Genomic DNA, 17,340 nt, shown 5'->3' with positions numbered 1-17,340 from the left:
GTGACTAGGGGGAACCATCGAACCCCGCTGAGTGACGATGACCTACGTCACACGAGCTCCGCGGCCAGTTCCAAGGCGTGGTCGACGTCCTTGGCGACGTAGTGCAGATCGACGAGCACCTCGGTGATCCCCAGCTCCCGGGCCACGTCCAGGCAGGGGGCGACGTCCGCGACCGTCTCGACCCCGGTGCCCGCGCGCGGGTTGATCCGCAGCACCCGCCGCAGGGTCTCGGGATCGCGCCCGGCCTTCTCGGCCGCGTCGAGTGCGACCGCCCAGAGCCCGATCAGGTACTCCTTCGGCATCCACCCCGCCAGCCAGCCGTCCGCGCGCCGGCCGACCCGGGCCAGCGCCGGCGGCGAGAACCCGCCGAGCAGCACGGGCGGCCGCGGGTCCTGCGCCGGGCGCAGCCCGACGGTCGACGGCGCGATCCGCCACTGCGGGCCCTCGTGCGCCACGGGATCACCGGTCCACAGGGCTTCGAGCGCGTCCAAGACGTCGTCGAGCCGCTTGCCGCGGCCCTCCCACGGGACGCCCGTCGCGAAGTACTCCTCGCGCAGCCAGCCGAGCCCGAGGCCGACGTCCAGGCGGCCGCCGCTGGCCAGGTCGAGCGAGGTCAGGGCCCGGGCGAGCAGCACCGGGGAATAAACCGGGCCGGTCAGCGCGCTCATCCCCAGGCGAGCCGTGCGGGTCACCGCGGCCGCGGTCGCCAGCGTCGTGAACGGGTCCGCGAAGGTCTCGAACTCCTTGGGGTACGGGTGCTCCGGCGTCCCGCCGCCCGGGTAGAGGTCCGAAGGCGCGTGCGGCGTCAGGATCCGGTCGCCGACCCACAGGGACCCGAAACCCAGCTCCTCGGCGGCGGTCGCGAAGCGCGCGACGGCCGCGGGGTCGGCGAGCGCGCCGTACTGCGGCAGCGCGAGCCCCAGCCGCGTCCCGCTCACCGGTGAGCGGGACTCCGGGTTGTCCGTCATGGCGGACATCCTGGCATGATCAGGTGGCCGGCGGGGAGTTTTCCGCAGGCCGGCCGGGGTTCGGCGGTCGATCGGGGGGCGCGGTTGCGGGCTCTCGCGAGGCTTGCCGTAGACTTCGGGACTTGGAACGCACTACGGTCATCCCCGCCTGGATGGTGGGGATGATGGAATGCGTCCTCCGGGGCTCCGAGCGATCGGGGCTCCACAGGGGTGTAGCTCAATTGGCAGAGCAGCGGTCTCCAAAACCGCAGGTTGCAGGTTCAAGTCCTGTCACCCCTGCGTAACGGAACTGGTGGAGCGGAGGAGTGGTCGTGAGCGACAGCGACGCCAGCGGCGGCGAGCAGGATCAGGACGGCACCGGGCAGAAGCCCGAGAGCTCGTCCCGTCCGGTCACAGCCGCTGCCCGGCGTGAGCGCCGTGCGACCGCTCGTCCGGCGGGCAAGTCCGCGGCACGTGCGGACGACAAGTCCCGGCCGGCCGGGAAGTCGGGGGAGAAGACCGCTCCCGACGCGAAGGGCGCTCCGACCCCGAAGCGGGACCAGAAGGCGAAGAAGGCCTCGGTGTTCGCGCGGCTCGTGCGCTTCATCCGTGAGGTCTGGGCCGAGCTGCGCAAGGTCATCTGGCCGAACCGCAAGCAGATGGTCACCTACACCGCGGTCGTGCTGGCCTTCGTGGTGTTCATGGTGGCCCTGGTGAGCGTGCTCGACCTGGCATTCAAGTGGGGCATCGGCAAGATCTTCGGCTGACGCGCCCCGGCGCGCGCCGATGGGGCTCAGGTCCCGGCCTGACCCCGGCAATGATCAACTGAGAGGACGGAACGTGACCTCCGACAACGGCACATCAGCCGGTCACGACCTGACCGAGCTTTCCGACGAGCAGGTGCACGCGGCACTCGGTGACGAGGAATCCGCGCACCTGGAGCCCGTCGAGGTGTCCGACGAGGTCGACGAAGCCGTTTCCGGTGACGAGGGCGCTTCCGACGAGGCCGCGGCCGACGAGGTCGCCGAACCCGCCGAGGACGACGAGGACCCGGTCGCCAAGCTGCGCGCCGAGCTGGTCGCCGCGCCCGGCGAGTGGTACGTCGTGCACTCGTACGCCGGGTACGAGAACAAGGTGAAGACCAACCTCGAGACCCGGACCACGACCCTGGACGTCGAGGACTACATCTTCCAGATCGAGGTCCCGACCGAAGAGGTCACCGAGATCAAGAACGGCCAGCGCAAGCAGGTGCAGCGCAAGGTGCTGCCCGGCTACATCCTGGTCCGGATGGACCTGAACGACGCCTCGTGGAGCGCGGTGCGCAACACGCCGGGTGTCACCGGGTTCGTCGGCGCCACTTCGCGGCCGTCGCCGCTGACCGTGGACGAGGTGCTCAAGTTCCTCGCGCCGCAGGTCGAGAAGGAAGCCCCCGCGAAGGCGGGCAAGGGCGAGTCCACCGCGACCGCGGCCCCGCTCGGCGGCCCGGCCGTCGAGGTCGACTTCGAGGTCGGCGAGTCGGTCACGGTCATGGACGGCCCGTTCGCCACGCTTCCGGCGACGATCTCCGAGGTCAACGTCGACGGGCAGAAGCTGAAGGTCCTGGTGTCGATCTTCGGCCGGGAGACCCCGGTCGAGCTGTCGTTCAACCAGGTCTCCAAGATCTGACGGCCGCCCGTTCGGCCGCAGTCCCCACGTCCACGGCAGGTACGCGGGGAACGTAGTACAGGACAGGAAAAGAAATGCCACCCAAGAAGAAGAAGCTTGCGGCGATCATCAAGCTGCAGATCAAGGCGGGTGCGGCCAACCCCGCGCCGCCGGTCGGCCCGGCGCTGGGTCAGCACGGCGTCAACATCATGGAGTTCTGCAAGGCCTACAACGCCGCGACCGAGTCGCAGCGCGGGGACGTCGTCCCGGTCGAGATCTCCGTCTACGAAGACCGGTCGTTCGACTTCAAGCTGAAGACGCCGCCGGCCGCCAAGCTGCTGCTGAAGGCCGCGGGCGTGGAGAAGGGCTCCGGCGAGCCGCACAAGACCAAGGTCGCCAAGGTCACCTGGGACCAGGTCCGCGAAATCGCCAAGACCAAGGAGACCGACCTCAACGCGCACGACATCGACCAGGCCGCGAAGATCATCGCCGGCACTGCTCGTTCGATGGGCATCACGGTCGTCGACGCCTGACGTCTGCAGCTTTACCCGTGGGAGAGCCGAGTGCTGGCTCGTCACCACACTGATCCATTTTCGAAGTTAAGGACAGAAGCATGACCAAGCACAGCAAGGCTTACCGCCAGGCTGCGGAGCTCATCGACAAGGCGCGCCTGTACGCGCCGCTCGAGGCCGCGAAGCTGGCGAAGGAAACCTCCAAGACCAAGATGGACGCGACCGTCGAGGTCGCGATGCGTCTCGGTGTGGACCCCCGCAAGGCCGACCAGATGGTCCGCGGCACCGTGAACCTGCCGCACGGCACCGGTAAGACCGCCCGCGTCATCGTCTTCGCCGTCGGCGACAAGGCCGCCGAGGCCGAAGCCGCCGGCGCGGACGCGGTCGGCACCGACGAGCTGATCGAGCGCATCCAGGGTGGCTGGCTCGACTTCGACGCCGCGATCGCGACGCCGGACCAGATGGCCAAGGTGGGCCGCATCGCCCGCATCCTCGGCCCGCGTGGCCTGATGCCGAACCCGAAGACCGGCACGGTGACCCCCGCGGTCGAGAAGGCCGTGAAGGACATCAAGGGCGGTAAGATCAACTTCCGCGTCGACAAGCAGGCCAACCTGCACCTGGTGATCGGCAAGGCTTCCTTCGACACGGAGAAGCTGGTCGAGAACTACGCCGCCGCGCTGGACGAGATCCTCCGCGCCAAGCCGTCGTCGGCGAAGGGCCGCTACCTGAAGAAGGTCACCTTCACCACCACGATGGGCCCGGGCATCCCGGTCGACCCGCTGCGGACCCGCAACCTCCTTTCCGAGGACGCGAACGTCTGAGTCTGAGATCACCGGAAAGGGCGTCCCCGCTTGCTGCGGGGGCGCCCTTTCTTCGTGTCTCATGGAGGTCATGCCGACTTTCGCGTCGTTCGACGGCCTCCGGTTGAACTACACGGTGTGGGAGGGCGACGGCGCCCACCACCCGGTACTGCTGCAACACGGCTTCGCGGCCGACACGAACGCAAACTGGATCTCCACGGGCGTGGTCGCGGCGTTGCGGGCGGCGGGTCTGACGGTGATCTCGCTGGACGCGCGGGGCCACGGCCGTTCGGAGAAGCCCCACGACGAGGCGGCGTACACGGGCGACAGCATGGCTCGCGACATCTCGGCGCTGCTGGACGAGCTGGCGCTGGACGAGGTGTCCCTGGTCGGCTATTCGATGGGCGCGATCATCGCGCTCTCCTCGACGGCATCGGACAAGCGCATCCGCCGGCTGGCCACGGGCGGAGTGGGGTCGGGGATCGTCGACTTCGGCGGGGTCGACCTGCGAGTGGTGAAGCCGGCGGAGATCGCTTCGGCGTTGCTGGCGGAGGACCCGTCGACGGTGCCGCCATCGGGGGTGCCGTTCAGGTTGCTGGCCGACGCGACCGGTGGCGACCGTCAGGCGCTGGCGGCGGCGGCGTTGGCGTCGGACTCGCAGGAGGGGAGCTTGAACCTCTCGGCGATCGGAGTGCCGACGCTGGTGTTGGCGGGCGACCAGGACTTGCTGGCGGCCGAGCCGGAAAGGCTGGCAGCGGCCATCGCGGGGGCGCGGTTGGTGCGGATCCCCGGTGACCACATGACGGCGGTGATGTCCCCTGCGTTCTCGGAGGCGTTGGTGGCCTTCTTGACGGCGCCGCAGCCCCGCTGAGCGTCGCCGATCAGCTCGTCGGCGTGGTGGTGGGGACTCCGCTGCACTTCGCCGGGCCGATGGCGTGGCCGGTGATGAGCCACTGTCCCTTCTCGACCTTTGACACCGTGAAGACGCCGAGTGCCGGGCCGCCGCTGATGGGGAACGTGCAGGAATCGATCGTGACGGTGTCGCCGGGCAACGGGTCCGAGACGCTCGACGGCAGGGATTCGGCGTAGTCGTTCTTGTTCGTCACCTGGGTGGCGAGGAACTCGACGGCCTTCTTGCAGTCGGTCTGGGCGGTGTTCTGGCGGAACGTCTGCGCGATGTCCTGGGCGAACTGGGTCTGGATGTCGCGCTGGCCTTCGTTCTGGAAGCGGCCGCAGGCGTCGTCGACCCGGCCCTGGGCGATGTTGTGGTAGACGAACCGGACGGCCTCGTACGGGTTCGTCGAGAAGATGTGGTTCGTGTGGTACTTCCCGCCGCCCTCCTGGGCGAGCTGGGCCGAGGTCTTGCCCGCGTCGTTCGGGAAGAAGTGGTTGTACAGCCACGTTCCCGCCACGCCGAGGATGACGATCGCCAAGACCCACGCGATCACCTTCTTGCCCAGCCAGCTCAGCCACCGCGGCGCACGACGGCGTTCGGTCGGGACCAGCTGGTAGCCCGGCGGGATCATCGGCGGCTGGGCGCCACCCTGCTGGGTGGACGGCGGGGCTTGGACCACGCCGGTATCGGGCGCGGACGCCGGCTGGTTGCCCTGCTGGGTTTGGGCGAACCGCAGGTAGTCCTGGAACTGCTGGAACTGGCGGAACTGCTCCAGCTCCGCCGGGTCCATCGGCGGCTCCGCGCCGCCGTCGGAAGGCTGGGGGAGCGCCGGTGGCTGGGAAGCGGGCGCGTTGGGGCCCGCCGGTTCGAGTTCTGAGCTCGGCTTTCCGTCATCGCGCTGCTCCGCCACGTCACCATGATGCCCTCCCGGGCCCCGGTGCGAACCCCCAGCCGCCCTAAACGCAGGTCAGAGCACCCCCCGGAGAAGCCCTGCCGGAACGACAAGGTAGTCTCGATGACGGTTCTACCGAAGACCGCTGGTTTTCCCCGCCAAAACGGGGAACGAAGGTCCCGCAACTCGCCGGGCGGCCCGCGCAGGAGGAACGAGGCAGGGCACCCACGTGCCCACTACAACGCCCCGCGCCTGCTTGCGCGAGGGCGTTTCGTCGTTTCGCAGGGCCCCTCGATGCCAGTGGAAACACTAGCCAAGAGAGGAGGCGACCATGGCGAAGCCCGACAAGGTGGCGGCCGTCGCCGAGATCGCGGAGAGCTTCCGCAACAGCTCGGCCACCGTCGTTACCCAGTACACCGGCCTCTCCGTGTCCCAGCTGTCCCAGCTGCGCCGCGCTCTCGGCACCAGTGCCAAGTACCGGGTCGCGAAGAACACCCTCGTCAAGCGTGCCGCGGAAGACGCGGGCGTCACGGGGCTCGAAGACCTGTTCGTCGGCGCCACCGCCATCGCCTTCGTCGAGGGTGAAGCGGTCGACGCCGCCAAGGCGCTTCGCGACTTCGCGAAGGACAACAACGCGCTTGTGATCAAGGGCGGCTACATGGACGGCAAAGCGCTGTCCGTGGACGAGATCAACAAGATCGCCGATCTCGACAGCCGTGAGGTCCTGCTCTCCAAGGCAGCGGGCGCGTTCAAGGCGAAGCTGTCCCAGGCCGCCGCGCTGTTCCAGGCGCCGGCGTCCCAGGTCGCCCGCCTGGCTGCCGCGCTGGAGGAGAAGCAGCGCAACGCCGCCGGTACCGAAGCAGCCGAAGCACCCGCCGAGAGCTGAACCACCCCCACCCCGAACGTCTAGTTCGTTTTTCTGAGAGGAAGCCATCATGGCGAAGCTGAGCACCGCCGAGCTGATCGACGCCTTCAAGGAGCTCACCCTCCTCGAGCTCTCCGAGTTCGTGAAGGAGTTCGAAGAGGTCTTCGACGTGACCGCCGCCGCGCCGGTCGCCGTCGCCGCCGCGGGCCCGGTGGGCGCCGCTGCCGCCCCGGTCGAGGAGCAGGACGAGTTCGACGTCGTCCTCGAGGGCGCCGGCGACAAGAAGATCCAGGTCATCAAGGTCGTCCGCGAGGTCGTCTCCGGTCTGGGCCTGAAGGAGGCCAAGGAGCTGGTCGAGGCCGCTCCCAAGGCCCTCCTGGAGAAGGTCGACAAGGAGGCCGCCGAGGCCGCCAAGGAGAAGCTCGAGGCCGCGGGCGCCAAGATCTCCATCAAGTGATTCAAGGCGCGCAAGCGCCACCGCGAAAGGGCGGGCACCCACGGGTGCCCGCCCTTTTGTTGCATCGACGTTCTCCCGAGCGACTCGATGACCATGACCGACCCCGAGTACGTCGAACTCCTCGCGCAGCAGCTGACCGACCGCGAACCGCTCCTCACGCTCTCCTTGGCCGCAGTCGTCGCGCCCGTGGTGTTCCTGCTGGTCGTCGCCGCCTTCACGCTGATCCCCTAGGAGTGCTGTCCGAATAGCCCCGGGTCCCTAAATCGTGGGTTCCGGGCTTCGGAGATCTGCGTCGTTGCCCCGAATGGACTACCGTGCCTGCAGTTGCCGATCACGGCGGGGTGTCGATGAACCCAGGGCTGGCCAGAAAAGAAAACTGGTGAGTAACCTGTTCGCACTCAGCTCGTTGCACCTGGTTGACGCGGGTTCTTGGGGCGCCAGGCCCGCACCCGCCGCCGGCACGGGGTGGCATGGGTGTGGCAGCGGGCGCAATGACGCGGAACAGCTCCTGGAGGTGCGATGGGTGCCGAGGTGGTCATCGAAGGCCTGACCAAGTCCTTCGGTAAGCAGGCCATCTGGCGGGACGTCACGCTGACCCTGCCCCCGGGCGAGGTTTCGGCGATGCTCGGCCCGTCGGGAACCGGCAAGTCGGTGTTCCTCAAGTCGATGATCGGGCTGCTCAAGCCCGACCGCGGCCGGTGCGTGATCAACGGTGTCGACATCGTCACCTGCTCCGAGCACAAGCTCTACGAGATCCGGAAGCTCTTCGGCGTCCTCTTCCAGGACGGCGCGCTGTTCGGCTCGATGAACCTCTACGACAACGTCGCCTTCCCCCTGCGCGAGCACACGAAGAAGTCCGAGACGGAAATCCGCCGGATCGTCCTCGAAAAGCTCGACATGACCGGTCTGAACGGCGCCGACAAGAAGCTCCCGGGCGAGATCTCCGGCGGTATGCGCAAGCGCGCCGGCCTCGCCCGCGCCCTGGTGCTCGACCCCGAGATCATCCTGGTCGACGAGCCGGACTCGGGCCTCGACCCGGTCCGCACCACCTACATCTCGCAGCTGTTCCTCGACGTCAACGCGCAGATCGACGCGACGTTCCTGATCGTCACGCACAACATCAACCTGGCCCGCACGGTCCCGGACAACCTGGGCATGCTCTTCCGCAAGGAACTGGTCATGTTCGGCCCGCGCGAGGTGCTGCTGACCAGCGAGGAGCCGGTCGTCAAGCAGTTCCTCAACGGCAAGATGCAGGGCCCGATCGGCATGTCCGAGGAGAAGGACAGCGCCCAGATCGCGGCCGAGCAGGCGATGTTCGACGCCGGTCACCACGCGGGCGGGGTCGAGGACGTCAGCGGCGTGCCGCCGCAGATGCAGCCGACGCCGGGCGTGCCGACCCGGATGGGCGCGGTCCGCCGCAAGGACCGGGTCATGGAGATCATGCACCGGCTGCCGGACGCCGCCCAGCAGAGCATCATCGCGTCGCTGAGCCCCGAGGAGCAGCGCCACTACGGCGTCAGCCCGCGGCAGGTCGCGCACGCCCAGCAGCAGCAACAGCAGCAGGTCCCGGCCGGCGCGCGCCCGCAGGGTGACGGCGTCCCGAACCAGCACCACGGCCAGCTGCCCGCCGACCAGGTCGCCCGGATCCCGGGCGGCCAGCCCCCGAGACCCGGCACGCACCGAATGCCGCCGAACAACGGGCCAGGTGGCCGGTGAGCTCTCCCGCATCACAGGCGAAGATCCCCGGGATCGGCATGCTCCGCGAGACCGGGAACCTGTTCGCACTCGGCCTGGACATCATCCGCGGCCTGTTCCAGCGCCCGTTCCAGCTGCGGGAGTTCATCCAGCAGTCGTGGTTCATCGCGAGCGTGACCATCCTGCCGACGGCCCTGGTGGCGATCCCGTTCGGCGCGGTCATCTCGCTGCAGTTCGGCTCGCTCGCCCGCCAGCTGGGCGCGCAGTCCTACACCGGCGCGGGCTCCGTGCTCGCCACCGTGCAGCAGGCCAGTCCGCTGGTCACCGCGCTGCTGGTGGCGGGGGCGGGCGGCTCCGCCGTCTGCGCCGACATCGGCGCCCGCACCATCCGCGAGGAGATCGCCGCGATGGAGGTGCTCGGCGTCTCCGCGGTGCAGCGGCTGATCGTGCCGCGCACCCTCGCGATGATGCTGGTCGCGTTGCTGCTCAACGGCATGGTCAGCGTCATCGGCGTGCTGGGCGGCTACTTCTTCAACGTCGTGCTGCAGGGCGGGACGCCGGGCGCGTACCTGGCGAGCTTCTCGGCCCTCGCGCAGCTGCCCGACCTCTGGGTCGGTGAGCTCAAGGCGCTGATCTTCGGGTTCATCGCCGCCGTCGTCGCGTCCTACCGGGGCTTGAACCCCTCCGGCGGCCCGAAGGGCGTCGGGGACGCGGTGAACCAGTCGGTGGTCATCACGTTCCTCATGCTCTTCGTCGTGAACTTCGTGATCACCCTGATCTACCTGCAGATCGTGCCCGGAAAGCTGGACTAGCGCCATGACGTTCCTCCAGGGCGCGAAACGCGTCGCCAACCGACCCCTCCAGACACTGGACACCCTCGGTGACCAGATGTCGTTCTACGGCCGGGCGCTGCTGTGGACGCCGCGGACGCTGCGCCGCTACACGAAGGAAGTCCTCCGGCTGCTCGCCGAGGTCAGCTTCGGCTCCGGCTCGCTCGCGGTCATCGGCGGCACGGTCGGCGTGATGGTCGGCCTGACGCTGTTCACCGGTGTCCTCGTCGGCCTCCAGGGCTACTCGGCGCTGAACTCGATCGGGACGTCGGCCTTCACCGGCTTCCTGACGGCGTTCTTCAACACGCGTGAGATCGCGCCGCTGGTCGCGGGCCTCGCCTTGAGCGCCACGGTCGGCGCCGGGTTCACCGCGCAGCTGGGCGCCATGCGGATCTCCGAGGAGATCGACGCGCTGGAAGTCATGGGCGTGCCGAGCCTGCCGTACCTGGTGACGACGCGGATCATCGCCGGGTTCGTCGCGGTCATCCCGCTCTACATCATCGGCCTGCTGAGCTCGTACCTCGCGTCACGGCTGGTCGTCATCTACATCTACAACCAGTCCGCGGGTACCTACGACCACTACTTCGACCTGTTCTTACCACCGCAGGACGTGCTGTATTCGTTCATCAAGGTGCTGCTCTTCAGCGTCCTGATCATCCTGTCGCACTGCTACTTCGGTTACCGCGCGACCGGCGGCCCGGCCGGCGTCGGCGTCGCGGTCGGCAAGGCCGTGCGCCTGTCCATCGTCACGGTGTCGATCATGAACTTCTTCATCGGGTTCGCCATCTGGGGAACCGACGTCACGGTAAGGATCGCGGGATGAGGACGCTCCGACGCAGGCTGCTCGGCCTGCTGCTCATCGCCGTGATGGTCGGCGGGGTGGCGCTGTCCATCGCGCTCTACGACAAGGCGTTCACGCCGGTCGTCACGGTCAAGCTGCAGGCCGACAAGATCGGCAACCAGCTGATCAAGCAGTCCGACGTCAAGGTGCGCGGGCTGATCGTCGGGTCGGTCCAGGACATCGTCGCCACCGACCACGGCGCCGAGCTGACGCTCGCGCTCAAGCCGGAGTCGGCGAAGCTGATCCCCGAGAACGTCTCGGCGCGGTTCCTGCCGAAGACGCTCTTCGGCGAGCGGTTCGTCTCGCTGGAGATCCCGAAGGACCCGTCGGCGAAGACGCTCTCCAGCGGCGACGTCATCCCGCAGGACCGGACGTCCAGCGCGGTCGAGCTGGACCAGGCGTTCGAGCACCTGATGCCGGTGCTGCAGGCGGTGCAGCCGCAGAAGCTGTCGGCGACGCTCACCGCGATCTCGACGGCGCTGCAGGGCCGCGGCGACCAGCTCGGCGACACGCTGACGCAGCTGGGCACCTACATCGGCGAGCTGAACCCGCACGAGCCGGAGCTGCAGCACAACCTCAAGGCGCTCGCGGAGTTCTCCGACCACCTCAAGGACGCCGCGCCGGACCTGGTGCAGAGCCTCGACAACCTGAGCACGACGACCCGGACCGTGGTCGACGAGCAGCAGAACCTGTCGAACCTCTACGGCAGCCTGACGACCGCGTCGATCGACCTGCAGACGTTCCTGCAGAACAACAAGGACAACATCATCTCCCTCGTCGACACCGCCCGGCCCACGGCCGAGCTGCTGGCGAAGTACGCGCCGGAGTACCCCTGCGTGATCTCCCAGATGGCCCAGAACGTGCCGCTGATCGACCAGGCGCTCGGCAAGGGCACCAACCAGCCCGGCCTGCACGCGACCATCGAGATCATCGTGCCGCGCGCCCCCTACAAGGCGGGCAAGGAAGAGCCGCGGTTCGAGGACAAGCGCGGCCCGCGCTGCTACGACATGAAGGACATCCCGAAGCCGTTCCCGTCCGAGCCGCCGGACGGCGCGTTCAAGGACGGCACGCAGCACCAGGCCGCGCCGAAGACCGTCGGTGAAGGCCTCAACCCGGCCAAGTTCAAGCAGGACGCGGCGGGTGGCAACGGCAGCGGCGGGGACCTGGCGTACTCGAGCGCGGAGCAGGGCTTCCTGGCCGACCTGCTCGGCCCGCAGCTCGGCATGAACGCGGCCGACGTCCCGGGCTGGAGCTCGCTGCTCGTCGGACCGCTCTACCGCGGGGCGGAGGTGACGGTGAAGTGAGGGGCCTGCTCGCGCCGCTGATCAAGCTCGGCATCTTCGTGGTCGTCACCGTGCTGTTCACGACGATCCTCGGGATCAGCATCGCCAACATCAACACCACCAGCACCAACGCCTACAAGGCGCGCTTCACCGACGCGACGCTGCTGCTGCCCAACGACGACGTCCGCATCGCCGGCGTCCGGGTCGGGCAGGTCAAGGACGTCAAGATCGTCGACAAGCGCCAGGCCGAGGTCGAGTTCGAGGTCGACGCCGGCCGGACGCTGCCGGCCGGGGTGACCGCGCAGATCAAGTTCCGCAACCTGGTCGGCCAGCGCTACGTCTCCCTCGGCGAGGGGGAGAACAGCGGCGGCAAGACCCTGCAGCCCGGCGGCACCATCCCGCTGGACCGGACCACGCCGGCGCTGGACCTGACCGAGCTGTTCAACGGCTTCAAGCCGCTGTTCACCGCGCTCAACCCGGACGACGTCAACAAGCTGTCCTACGAGGTCATCCAGGTCCTGCAGGGCGAGGGCGGCACCGTCGAGAGCCTGCTGTCGCACACCGCGTCGCTGGCCACCACGATCGCGAACAAGGACCAGGTCATCGGCGAGGTCATCGACAACCTCAACTCGGTGCTCGACACGGTCAACGCGCACACGCCGCAGCTCAACGACCTCATCATCAAGCTGCAGCAGCTGACCTCCGGCCTCGCCGCCGACCGCAAGCCGATCGGTGACGCCATCGAGAGCCTCGGCAACCTGGCCGAGACGACGTCCGGCCTGCTGGGTGACGTCCGGGAGCCACTGAAGAACGACATCAGCGCGCTCGGCAACCTGACCGACAAGCTGAACAAGAACGAGCCGGAGCTGGAGCACTTCATCCAGTTCCTGCCGACCAAGGTGAGCACGCTGACCCGCACCGCGGACTACGGCTCCTGGTTCAACTTCTACGCCTGCGAGTTCTCCGGGAGCGTCAGCTTGCCCCCTCTGATCAACGACGTGGCCCTGCCCCTGCTCCCCGTGAACCGGGAGAGGTGCACGGGATGAAGTCGTTCCAGAAGCGCAACCCGGTGCCGATCGCGCTGGTCGGCATCGCCGTGCTGGCCCTCGGCTTCATCGCCGCGCTGAACTCCGACGACCTGCCGGTGATCGGCGGCGGCACCACCTACAGCGCCGAGTTCAGCGAGGCCTCCGGGCTGCAGAAGGACAACGACGTCCGGATCGCCGGCGTCAAGGTCGGCAAGGTCAGCGACATCCAGCTCGACGGCGCGTCGGTCAAGGTGTCGTTCAAGGTCAAGGACGCCTGGCTGGGCGACCGGACCGCGGCCGCGATCAAGATCAAGACGCTGCTCGGCCAGAAGTACCTGTCGCTGGACCCGCAGGGCCAGGGTTCGCTGAACCCGGGCACGGCGATCCCGCGCGACCGCACGATGGCCCCCTACGACGTGCTCGACGCGTTCCGCGGGCTCTCCCAGACGGTCGACAACATCGACACCAAGCAGCTGGCGCAGAGCTTCGACACGATCTCGCAGACGTTCGCCAACACGCCGCAGGACGTGAAGGGCGCGCTGTCCGGGCTGTCGAAGCTGTCGGACACGATCGCCTCGCGCGACCAGCAGCTGTCGAACCTGCTGGCCAACACCCGCGAGGTGTCGCAGACCCTGGTCGACCGCGACGCCGAGGTGCAGAAGCTGCTCACCGACGGCAACAAGCTGCTCGACGAGCTGTCGAAGCGCGAAGACGCGATCACGTCGCTGCTCAACGGCTCCCGCGAGCTGGCGACGCAGCTGCAGGGCCTGATCGACGACAACGGCAAGCAGCTCGACCCGGTGCTCACGTCGCTGGACCAGCTGACGTCGATGCTGCAGCGCAACCAGGATTCGCTCGCCGAGGGCATCAAGAAGTTCGCGCCGTTCATCCGCGTCTTCACCAACACCATCGGCAACGGCCGCTGGTTCGACAACTACATCTGCGGCCTGCTGCTGCCGTCGATGGGCCCGATCAACGAAGAGGGGTGCTACACGAAATGAGTGACACCCGCTTCGGAGCGGCCCTGACCCGGGGCTTCACCATCGCGATCGTCCTCGCGCTCGTCGTCGCCGGCGGGATCTGGTGGACCCTCAAGGACGCCGGCCGCAACCACCTGACCGCGTACTTCGCCGGCGCCGTCGGCCTGTACGAGGGCAACAGCGTGCGGATGCTCGGCGTCGACATGGGCACGGTCACCAAGATCCAGCCCATGGGCAACCAGGTGAAGGTCGAGTTCGAGTACGACCGCTCGGTCGCCGTCCCGGCCGACGCCAAGGCGCTCATCGTGGCGCCGTCACTGGTGTCCGACCGCTACGTCCAGCTCGCCCCGGCCTACACCGGCGGCCCGCGGATCTCCGACGGCGCGGTCATCGGCCTCGACCGCACCGAGGTGCCCCTCGAGGTCGACCAGCTGGCCGCCAGCCTGGCCCGGGTCAGCGAGACCCTCGGCCCGAACGGCGCCAACAAGAACGGCTCGCTGTCGAACCTGCTGAACACCGCGGCGGCCAACGTCGACGGCAACGGCCAGGCCCTGCACGACACGATCACCAAGCTCGGCCAGGCGGCCGGCACGCTGGCCGGCAACAAGGACGACCTGTTCTCCACCGTCGAGAACCTCGGCAAGTTCTCCCAGACGCTGGCCGACAGCGACAAGTCGGTCCGCAGCTTCGAGAGCCAGCTCGCCGACGTCAGCGGCTACCTGGCGTCGGAAAAGGACAACCTCGCCGCGACCGTGCAGCAGCTGGGCACCACGCTCACCTCGGTGCAGGCGTTCATCGACCAGAACCACGACCGGCTCAAGTCCAATGTGGACAAGCTGGCCGGGATCACCAAGGTGCTCGTCGACCAGCGCAGCTCGCTCGCCGAGATCCTGGACGTCGCGCCGGTCGGCCTGAGCAACCTGGTCAACACCTACAACGGCGCGTCCGGCACGCTCGACGCCCGGCCCAACCTCAACGAGCTGACCCAGCCGCCGCTGGTGATGATCTGCCGGCTGCTCAAGCAGGCCGGCAAGGGCATTCCGGACGTGCTCGGCAACGCCTGCGAGAGCATCGCCGGAGTGGTCGACAAGGTGATCCCGCTGCCGTCCGTGGCGCAGACCGTGCAGGCCCTGCAGTCCGGTCAGCTGCCGCCGCTCCCGCTGCCCATCGCCGGGCAGCTCTACGGAGGTGGCCAGTGAAGAAGCTGCTGACCGTCGGAGCGCTGGCCACCGTGTCCGCGCTGACGCTGTCCGGCTGCGCGTTCAACGGCATCTACGACCTGCCGCTGCCCGGTGGCGCCGACCTCGGCGACCACCCGTACACGGTGAACGTCGAGTTCCGGGACGTGCTCGACCTGACCCCGCAGGCCGGGGTGAAGGTCAACGAGGTGCCGATCGGCCGGGTCGAGAACGTCGGCCTCACCAAGGACGGCTGGCACGCGCTGGTGACCCTCAAGGTCAACGGCGACGTCAAGCTGCCGGCCAACGCGCTCGCCAACGTCAAGCAGTCGAGCCTGCTCGGCGAGAAGTACGTCGAGCTGGCCTCGCCCGGCGACGACCAGGCCCAGGGCAGGCTCGCCGACAACGCGACCATCCCGCTGGCCCGGACGAACCGCAGCGTCGAGGTCGAAGAGCTGCTCGGCGCGCTGTCGCTGCTGCTCAACGGCGGCGGGGTCGACCAGCTCAACACCATCACCAAGGAGCTCAACAACGCCACCTCCGGCCGCGAGCCGGACATCAAGGCGCTGCTGGACAACGCGAACCAGCTGGTGACGAACCTCGACCAGCAGTCGCGCAACATCACCCGGGCCATCGACGGGCTGAACCGGCTGTCCTCGACCCTGAACGACCAGAAGGACAAGCTGGTCGGCGCGGTCGACAACCTCGGGCCCGGCCTCGGCGTGCTCGAGCAGCAGCGCGGCCAGCTGGTCACGATGCTGCAGGCCCTGGACAACCTCTCCGGCGTCGCCACCGACACGGTGAACCGGTCGCAGAAGGACCTCGTCGCCGACCTGAAGGCGCTGACGCCGACGCTGCAGAAGCTCGGCGAGGCGGGCAACGACCTGCCGAAGGCCCTGCAGATCCTGCTGACGTTCCCGTTCAGCGACCAGGCCGTCAACGGCGTCAAGGGCGACTACTTCAACCTGTACGCGAAGGTGGACCTGAACCTGAAGACCGTCGTCGAGAACCTGGGCAACAGCCGCCAGAACGCACTGGCCGGGCAGATCCCGCTGCCGGGCCTCACCGGCGGCGTCGAAGGCACGCCGGCCAACCAGCCGCCGCCGCTGCCCATCCCCGGGCAGTCGCCGTCCGGTGCCTCGCAGCCGGGCCTCGGCAACCTCTTCGGGCTCCTGTCGGGAGGTGCGGGCTGATGCTGATCCGCCGGACGAAGATCCAGCTGATCGCCTTCGCGGTCATTTCGATCGTCGCGATCGTGTACGCGCTGATCCGGTTCGCCGGGCTCGGCACCGTGTTCGGCAACAGCGGCTACACGGTGAAGCTGCAGCTCAACGAGTCGGGCGGCATCTTCACCAACGCCGAGGTCACCTACCGCGGCTACAACATCGGCCGGGTCGGCGACATGCGGCTGACCCCGACCGGGCTCGAGGCCGACCTGAACATCGACCCGTCGGCGCCCCAGGTGCCGGCCGACCTCGACGCCGTCGTGGCCAACCGGTCGGCGGTCGGCGAGCAGTACGTCGACCTCAAGCCGAAGGCCGACAAGGGTCCGTACCTGGCGTCGGGTTCGGTCATCCCGGCGTCGAAGACGACCACCCCGGTCAGCACCGACCGGTTGATCGGCGACCTCGACAGCCTGGCCGCGTCGGTCCCGGTCGACTCGCTGCGCACGGTCGTCGACGAGTCCTACGACGCCTTCCGCGGCACCGGCGGCGACCTGCAGAAACTGCTGGACACCGCGCGCAGCTTCACCACGACCGCCCAGCAGTACTTGCCGCAGACCATCCAGCTGCTCGACCAGGGTGGCAAGGTCCTGGACACGCAGAACGCCGAGGCGGCGAACTTCGCGTCGTTCAGCAAGAGCCTCAACCAGCTGACCGGCACCCTGAAGAACTCCGACGGCGACCTGCGCAAGCTCATCGGCATCACGCCGCAGGTGGCGACGCAGATCAGCCAGGTGCTGAAGGAGTCCGGCCCCGGCCTCGGCGCGCTGACGGCGAACCTGCTGACCACGGCCAACCTGACCGTGACCCGGCTCGACGGCATCGAACAGGGCCTGGTCACCTACCCGGCGCTGGCCGGCGCGGCGAGCAGCGTGGCGCCGGGCGACGGCACCGCCCACCTCGGCCTGGTGCTCAACCTGTTCAACCCGCCGTCGTGCACCAAGGGGTACCTGCCGTACTCGCAGTACCGCACCGGCAACGACCTCTCGGCGAAGCCGGCGAAGGAAGACGCGTACTGTGCCGAGCCGAAGGGCAGCCCGATCAACGTCCGCGGGGCGCAGAACGCGCCGTACGGCGGGGTGCCGGTCGCGCCGTCCGACTCCGACGTTTCGGCCAACGCGAACCGGCCGGCGCAGGAGCTGGCGGACGAGCGCGACACCCGGGGTGTGCCGGGCATCGTCGGCAGCCCCGGCGTCAGCCTGAACAGCCTGGGTTCGCTTCTCGGGCTCGCCTGACGTGGATTTGATGACCGTTACCTACCCTGGAGTGC

At 68.5% G+C, this 17,340-nt stretch carries 19 protein-coding genes and 1 tRNA gene; 18 read left to right on the top strand and 2 right to left on the bottom strand.

Annotation, left to right across the window (positions count from 1 at the left end):
• Nucleotides 1–47 precede the first annotated feature (47 nt).
• Nucleotides 48–977: a TIGR03619 family F420-dependent LLM class oxidoreductase gene (locus tag ACIRSS_RS30470; protein ID WP_400900796.1), complete on the bottom strand. Its 930-nt coding sequence runs from the start codon at nt 975–977 to the stop codon at nt 48–50.
• A gap of 197 nt (nt 978–1,174) precedes the next feature.
• Here ACIRSS_RS30470 and ACIRSS_RS30465 point away from each other — a divergent pair.
• From ACIRSS_RS30465 to ACIRSS_RS30440, 6 genes are all read left to right on the top strand, one after another.
• A tRNA-Trp gene (locus ACIRSS_RS30465) sits at nt 1,175–1,247 on the top strand.
• A 26-nt stretch (nt 1,248–1,273) separates the two neighbouring features.
• On the top strand, nt 1,274–1,714 hold the full coding sequence (secE, locus tag ACIRSS_RS30460; RefSeq protein WP_400900794.1) for a preprotein translocase subunit SecE: 441 nt from the start codon (nt 1,274–1,276) through the stop codon (nt 1,712–1,714).
• A gap of 73 nt (nt 1,715–1,787) precedes the next feature.
• Nucleotides 1,788–2,612 (top strand): transcription termination/antitermination protein NusG, encoded by an 825-nt coding sequence (gene nusG / locus ACIRSS_RS30455; RefSeq protein ID WP_400900792.1) that lies wholly within the window; start codon nt 1,788–1,790, stop codon nt 2,610–2,612.
• Nucleotides 2,613–2,686: 74 nt separating this feature from the next.
• Nucleotides 2,687–3,124: a 50S ribosomal protein L11 gene (gene rplK / locus ACIRSS_RS30450; protein ID WP_043781763.1), complete on the top strand. Its 438-nt coding sequence runs from the start codon at nt 2,687–2,689 to the stop codon at nt 3,122–3,124.
• Nucleotides 3,125–3,204: 80 nt separating this feature from the next.
• The gene (gene rplA, locus ACIRSS_RS30445; RefSeq protein WP_400900790.1) at nt 3,205–3,924 is read left to right on the top strand and encodes a 50S ribosomal protein L1; all 720 of its coding nucleotides are present in this window, start codon (nt 3,205–3,207) and stop codon (nt 3,922–3,924) included.
• 70 nt (nt 3,925–3,994) lie between these two features.
• On the top strand, nt 3,995–4,774 hold the full coding sequence (locus ACIRSS_RS30440; RefSeq protein ID WP_400900788.1) for an alpha/beta fold hydrolase: 780 nt from the start codon (nt 3,995–3,997) through the stop codon (nt 4,772–4,774).
• Between the two features lie 10 nt (nt 4,775–4,784).
• Here the strand turns inward: ACIRSS_RS30440 and ACIRSS_RS30435 are convergent, their stop codons facing one another.
• The gene (locus ACIRSS_RS30435; protein ID WP_400900786.1) at nt 4,785–5,708 is read right to left on the bottom strand and encodes a hypothetical protein; all 924 of its coding nucleotides are present in this window, start codon (nt 5,706–5,708) and stop codon (nt 4,785–4,787) included.
• 313 nt (nt 5,709–6,021) lie between these two features.
• Here ACIRSS_RS30435 and rplJ point away from each other — a divergent pair, with 313 nt between their 5' ends.
• The 12 genes from rplJ to ACIRSS_RS30375 all read left to right on the top strand — a co-directional run bounded on the left by rplJ (nt 6,022) and on the right by ACIRSS_RS30375 (nt 17,305).
• Nucleotides 6,022–6,576: a 50S ribosomal protein L10 gene (gene rplJ / locus ACIRSS_RS30430; protein ID WP_086860692.1), complete on the top strand. Its 555-nt coding sequence runs from the start codon at nt 6,022–6,024 to the stop codon at nt 6,574–6,576.
• Between the two features lie 49 nt (nt 6,577–6,625).
• The gene (gene rplL / locus ACIRSS_RS30425; RefSeq protein ID WP_400900784.1) at nt 6,626–7,012 is read left to right on the top strand and encodes a 50S ribosomal protein L7/L12; all 387 of its coding nucleotides are present in this window, start codon (nt 6,626–6,628) and stop codon (nt 7,010–7,012) included.
• Nucleotides 7,013–7,105: 93 nt separating this feature from the next.
• Nucleotides 7,106–7,243: a hypothetical protein gene (locus ACIRSS_RS30420; protein WP_400900782.1), complete on the top strand. Its 138-nt coding sequence runs from the start codon at nt 7,106–7,108 to the stop codon at nt 7,241–7,243.
• A gap of 288 nt (nt 7,244–7,531) precedes the next feature.
• A complete protein-coding gene (locus ACIRSS_RS30415; RefSeq protein ID WP_400900780.1) occupies nt 7,532–8,728 on the top strand; it encodes an ABC transporter ATP-binding protein in 1,197 nt (398 codons plus the stop codon).
• 38 nt (nt 8,729–8,766) lie between these two features.
• The gene (locus ACIRSS_RS30410) at nt 8,767–9,519 is read left to right on the top strand and encodes an ABC transporter permease (RefSeq protein WP_086675527.1); all 753 of its coding nucleotides are present in this window, start codon (nt 8,767–8,769) and stop codon (nt 9,517–9,519) included.
• A gap of 4 nt (nt 9,520–9,523) precedes the next feature.
• Complete coding sequence (locus ACIRSS_RS30405) at nt 9,524–10,360, top strand: ABC transporter permease (RefSeq protein WP_003060266.1); 837 nt, start codon at nt 9,524–9,526, stop codon at nt 10,358–10,360.
• Nucleotides 10,357–11,682 carry an MCE family protein gene (locus ACIRSS_RS30400; RefSeq protein ID WP_400900778.1) on the top strand — a complete coding sequence of 442 codons (1,326 nt, stop codon included), beginning with the start codon at nt 10,357–10,359 and terminating at the stop codon, nt 11,680–11,682. Before ACIRSS_RS30405 ends, ACIRSS_RS30400 begins: the two co-directional genes overlap by 4 nt.
• A complete protein-coding gene (locus tag ACIRSS_RS30395) occupies nt 11,679–12,707 on the top strand; it encodes an MCE family protein (RefSeq protein ID WP_400900776.1) in 1,029 nt (342 codons plus the stop codon). Before ACIRSS_RS30400 ends, ACIRSS_RS30395 begins: the two co-directional genes overlap by 4 nt.
• Complete coding sequence (locus ACIRSS_RS30390) at nt 12,704–13,690, top strand: MCE family protein (RefSeq protein ID WP_400900774.1); 987 nt, start codon at nt 12,704–12,706, stop codon at nt 13,688–13,690. The genes ACIRSS_RS30395 and ACIRSS_RS30390 overlap by 4 nt, the downstream gene beginning before the upstream one ends.
• A complete protein-coding gene (locus ACIRSS_RS30385; protein WP_400900772.1) occupies nt 13,687–14,868 on the top strand; it encodes an MCE family protein in 1,182 nt (393 codons plus the stop codon). Before ACIRSS_RS30390 ends, ACIRSS_RS30385 begins: the two co-directional genes overlap by 4 nt.
• On the top strand, nt 14,865–16,040 hold the full coding sequence (locus ACIRSS_RS30380) for an MCE family protein (protein ID WP_400900770.1): 1,176 nt from the start codon (nt 14,865–14,867) through the stop codon (nt 16,038–16,040). The genes ACIRSS_RS30385 and ACIRSS_RS30380 overlap by 4 nt, the downstream gene beginning before the upstream one ends.
• Nucleotides 16,040–17,305, top strand: a complete 1,266-nt coding sequence (locus ACIRSS_RS30375; RefSeq protein ID WP_400900768.1) for an MCE family protein — start codon at nt 16,040–16,042, stop codon at nt 17,303–17,305. Before ACIRSS_RS30380 ends, ACIRSS_RS30375 begins: the two co-directional genes overlap by 1 nt.
• Nucleotides 17,306–17,340 lie beyond the last annotated feature (35 nt).

This window comes from Amycolatopsis sp. NPDC101161 (assembly GCF_044768185.1).
Classification (GTDB): Bacteria; Actinomycetota; Actinomycetes; order Mycobacteriales; family Pseudonocardiaceae; genus Amycolatopsis.
Note: the sequence above shows the minus strand (reverse complement) of the source record. Positions and strands in the feature narration are given on the sequence as shown.

What these genes read in the sequence shown, in the direction of transcription:
- ACIRSS_RS30470 (WP_400900796.1), bottom strand. Translation starts at nt 977, where the DNA reads ATGTCCGCCATGACGGACAACCCGGAGTCCCGCTCACCGGTGAGCGGG.
- rplK (WP_043781763.1), top strand. Translation starts at nt 2,687, where the DNA reads ATGCCACCCAAGAAGAAGAAGCTTGCGGCGATCATCAAGCTGCAGATC.
- rplA (WP_400900790.1), top strand. Translation starts at nt 3,205, where the DNA reads ATGACCAAGCACAGCAAGGCTTACCGCCAGGCTGCGGAGCTCATCGAC.
- ACIRSS_RS30440 (WP_400900788.1), top strand. Translation starts at nt 3,995, where the DNA reads ATGCCGACTTTCGCGTCGTTCGACGGCCTCCGGTTGAACTACACGGTG.
- rplJ (WP_086860692.1), top strand. Translation starts at nt 6,022, where the DNA reads ATGGCGAAGCCCGACAAGGTGGCGGCCGTCGCCGAGATCGCGGAGAGC.
- rplL (WP_400900784.1), top strand. Translation starts at nt 6,626, where the DNA reads ATGGCGAAGCTGAGCACCGCCGAGCTGATCGACGCCTTCAAGGAGCTC.
- ACIRSS_RS30420 (WP_400900782.1), top strand. Translation starts at nt 7,106, where the DNA reads ATGACCGACCCCGAGTACGTCGAACTCCTCGCGCAGCAGCTGACCGAC.
- ACIRSS_RS30415 (WP_400900780.1), top strand. Translation starts at nt 7,532, where the DNA reads ATGGGTGCCGAGGTGGTCATCGAAGGCCTGACCAAGTCCTTCGGTAAG.
- ACIRSS_RS30410 (WP_086675527.1), top strand. Translation starts at nt 8,767, where the DNA reads ATGCTCCGCGAGACCGGGAACCTGTTCGCACTCGGCCTGGACATCATC.
- ACIRSS_RS30405 (WP_003060266.1), top strand. Translation starts at nt 9,524, where the DNA reads ATGACGTTCCTCCAGGGCGCGAAACGCGTCGCCAACCGACCCCTCCAG.
- ACIRSS_RS30400 (WP_400900778.1), top strand. Translation starts at nt 10,357, where the DNA reads ATGAGGACGCTCCGACGCAGGCTGCTCGGCCTGCTGCTCATCGCCGTG.
- ACIRSS_RS30390 (WP_400900774.1), top strand. Translation starts at nt 12,704, where the DNA reads ATGAAGTCGTTCCAGAAGCGCAACCCGGTGCCGATCGCGCTGGTCGGC.
- ACIRSS_RS30385 (WP_400900772.1), top strand. Translation starts at nt 13,687, where the DNA reads ATGAGTGACACCCGCTTCGGAGCGGCCCTGACCCGGGGCTTCACCATC.
- ACIRSS_RS30375 (WP_400900768.1), top strand. Translation starts at nt 16,040, where the DNA reads ATGCTGATCCGCCGGACGAAGATCCAGCTGATCGCCTTCGCGGTCATT.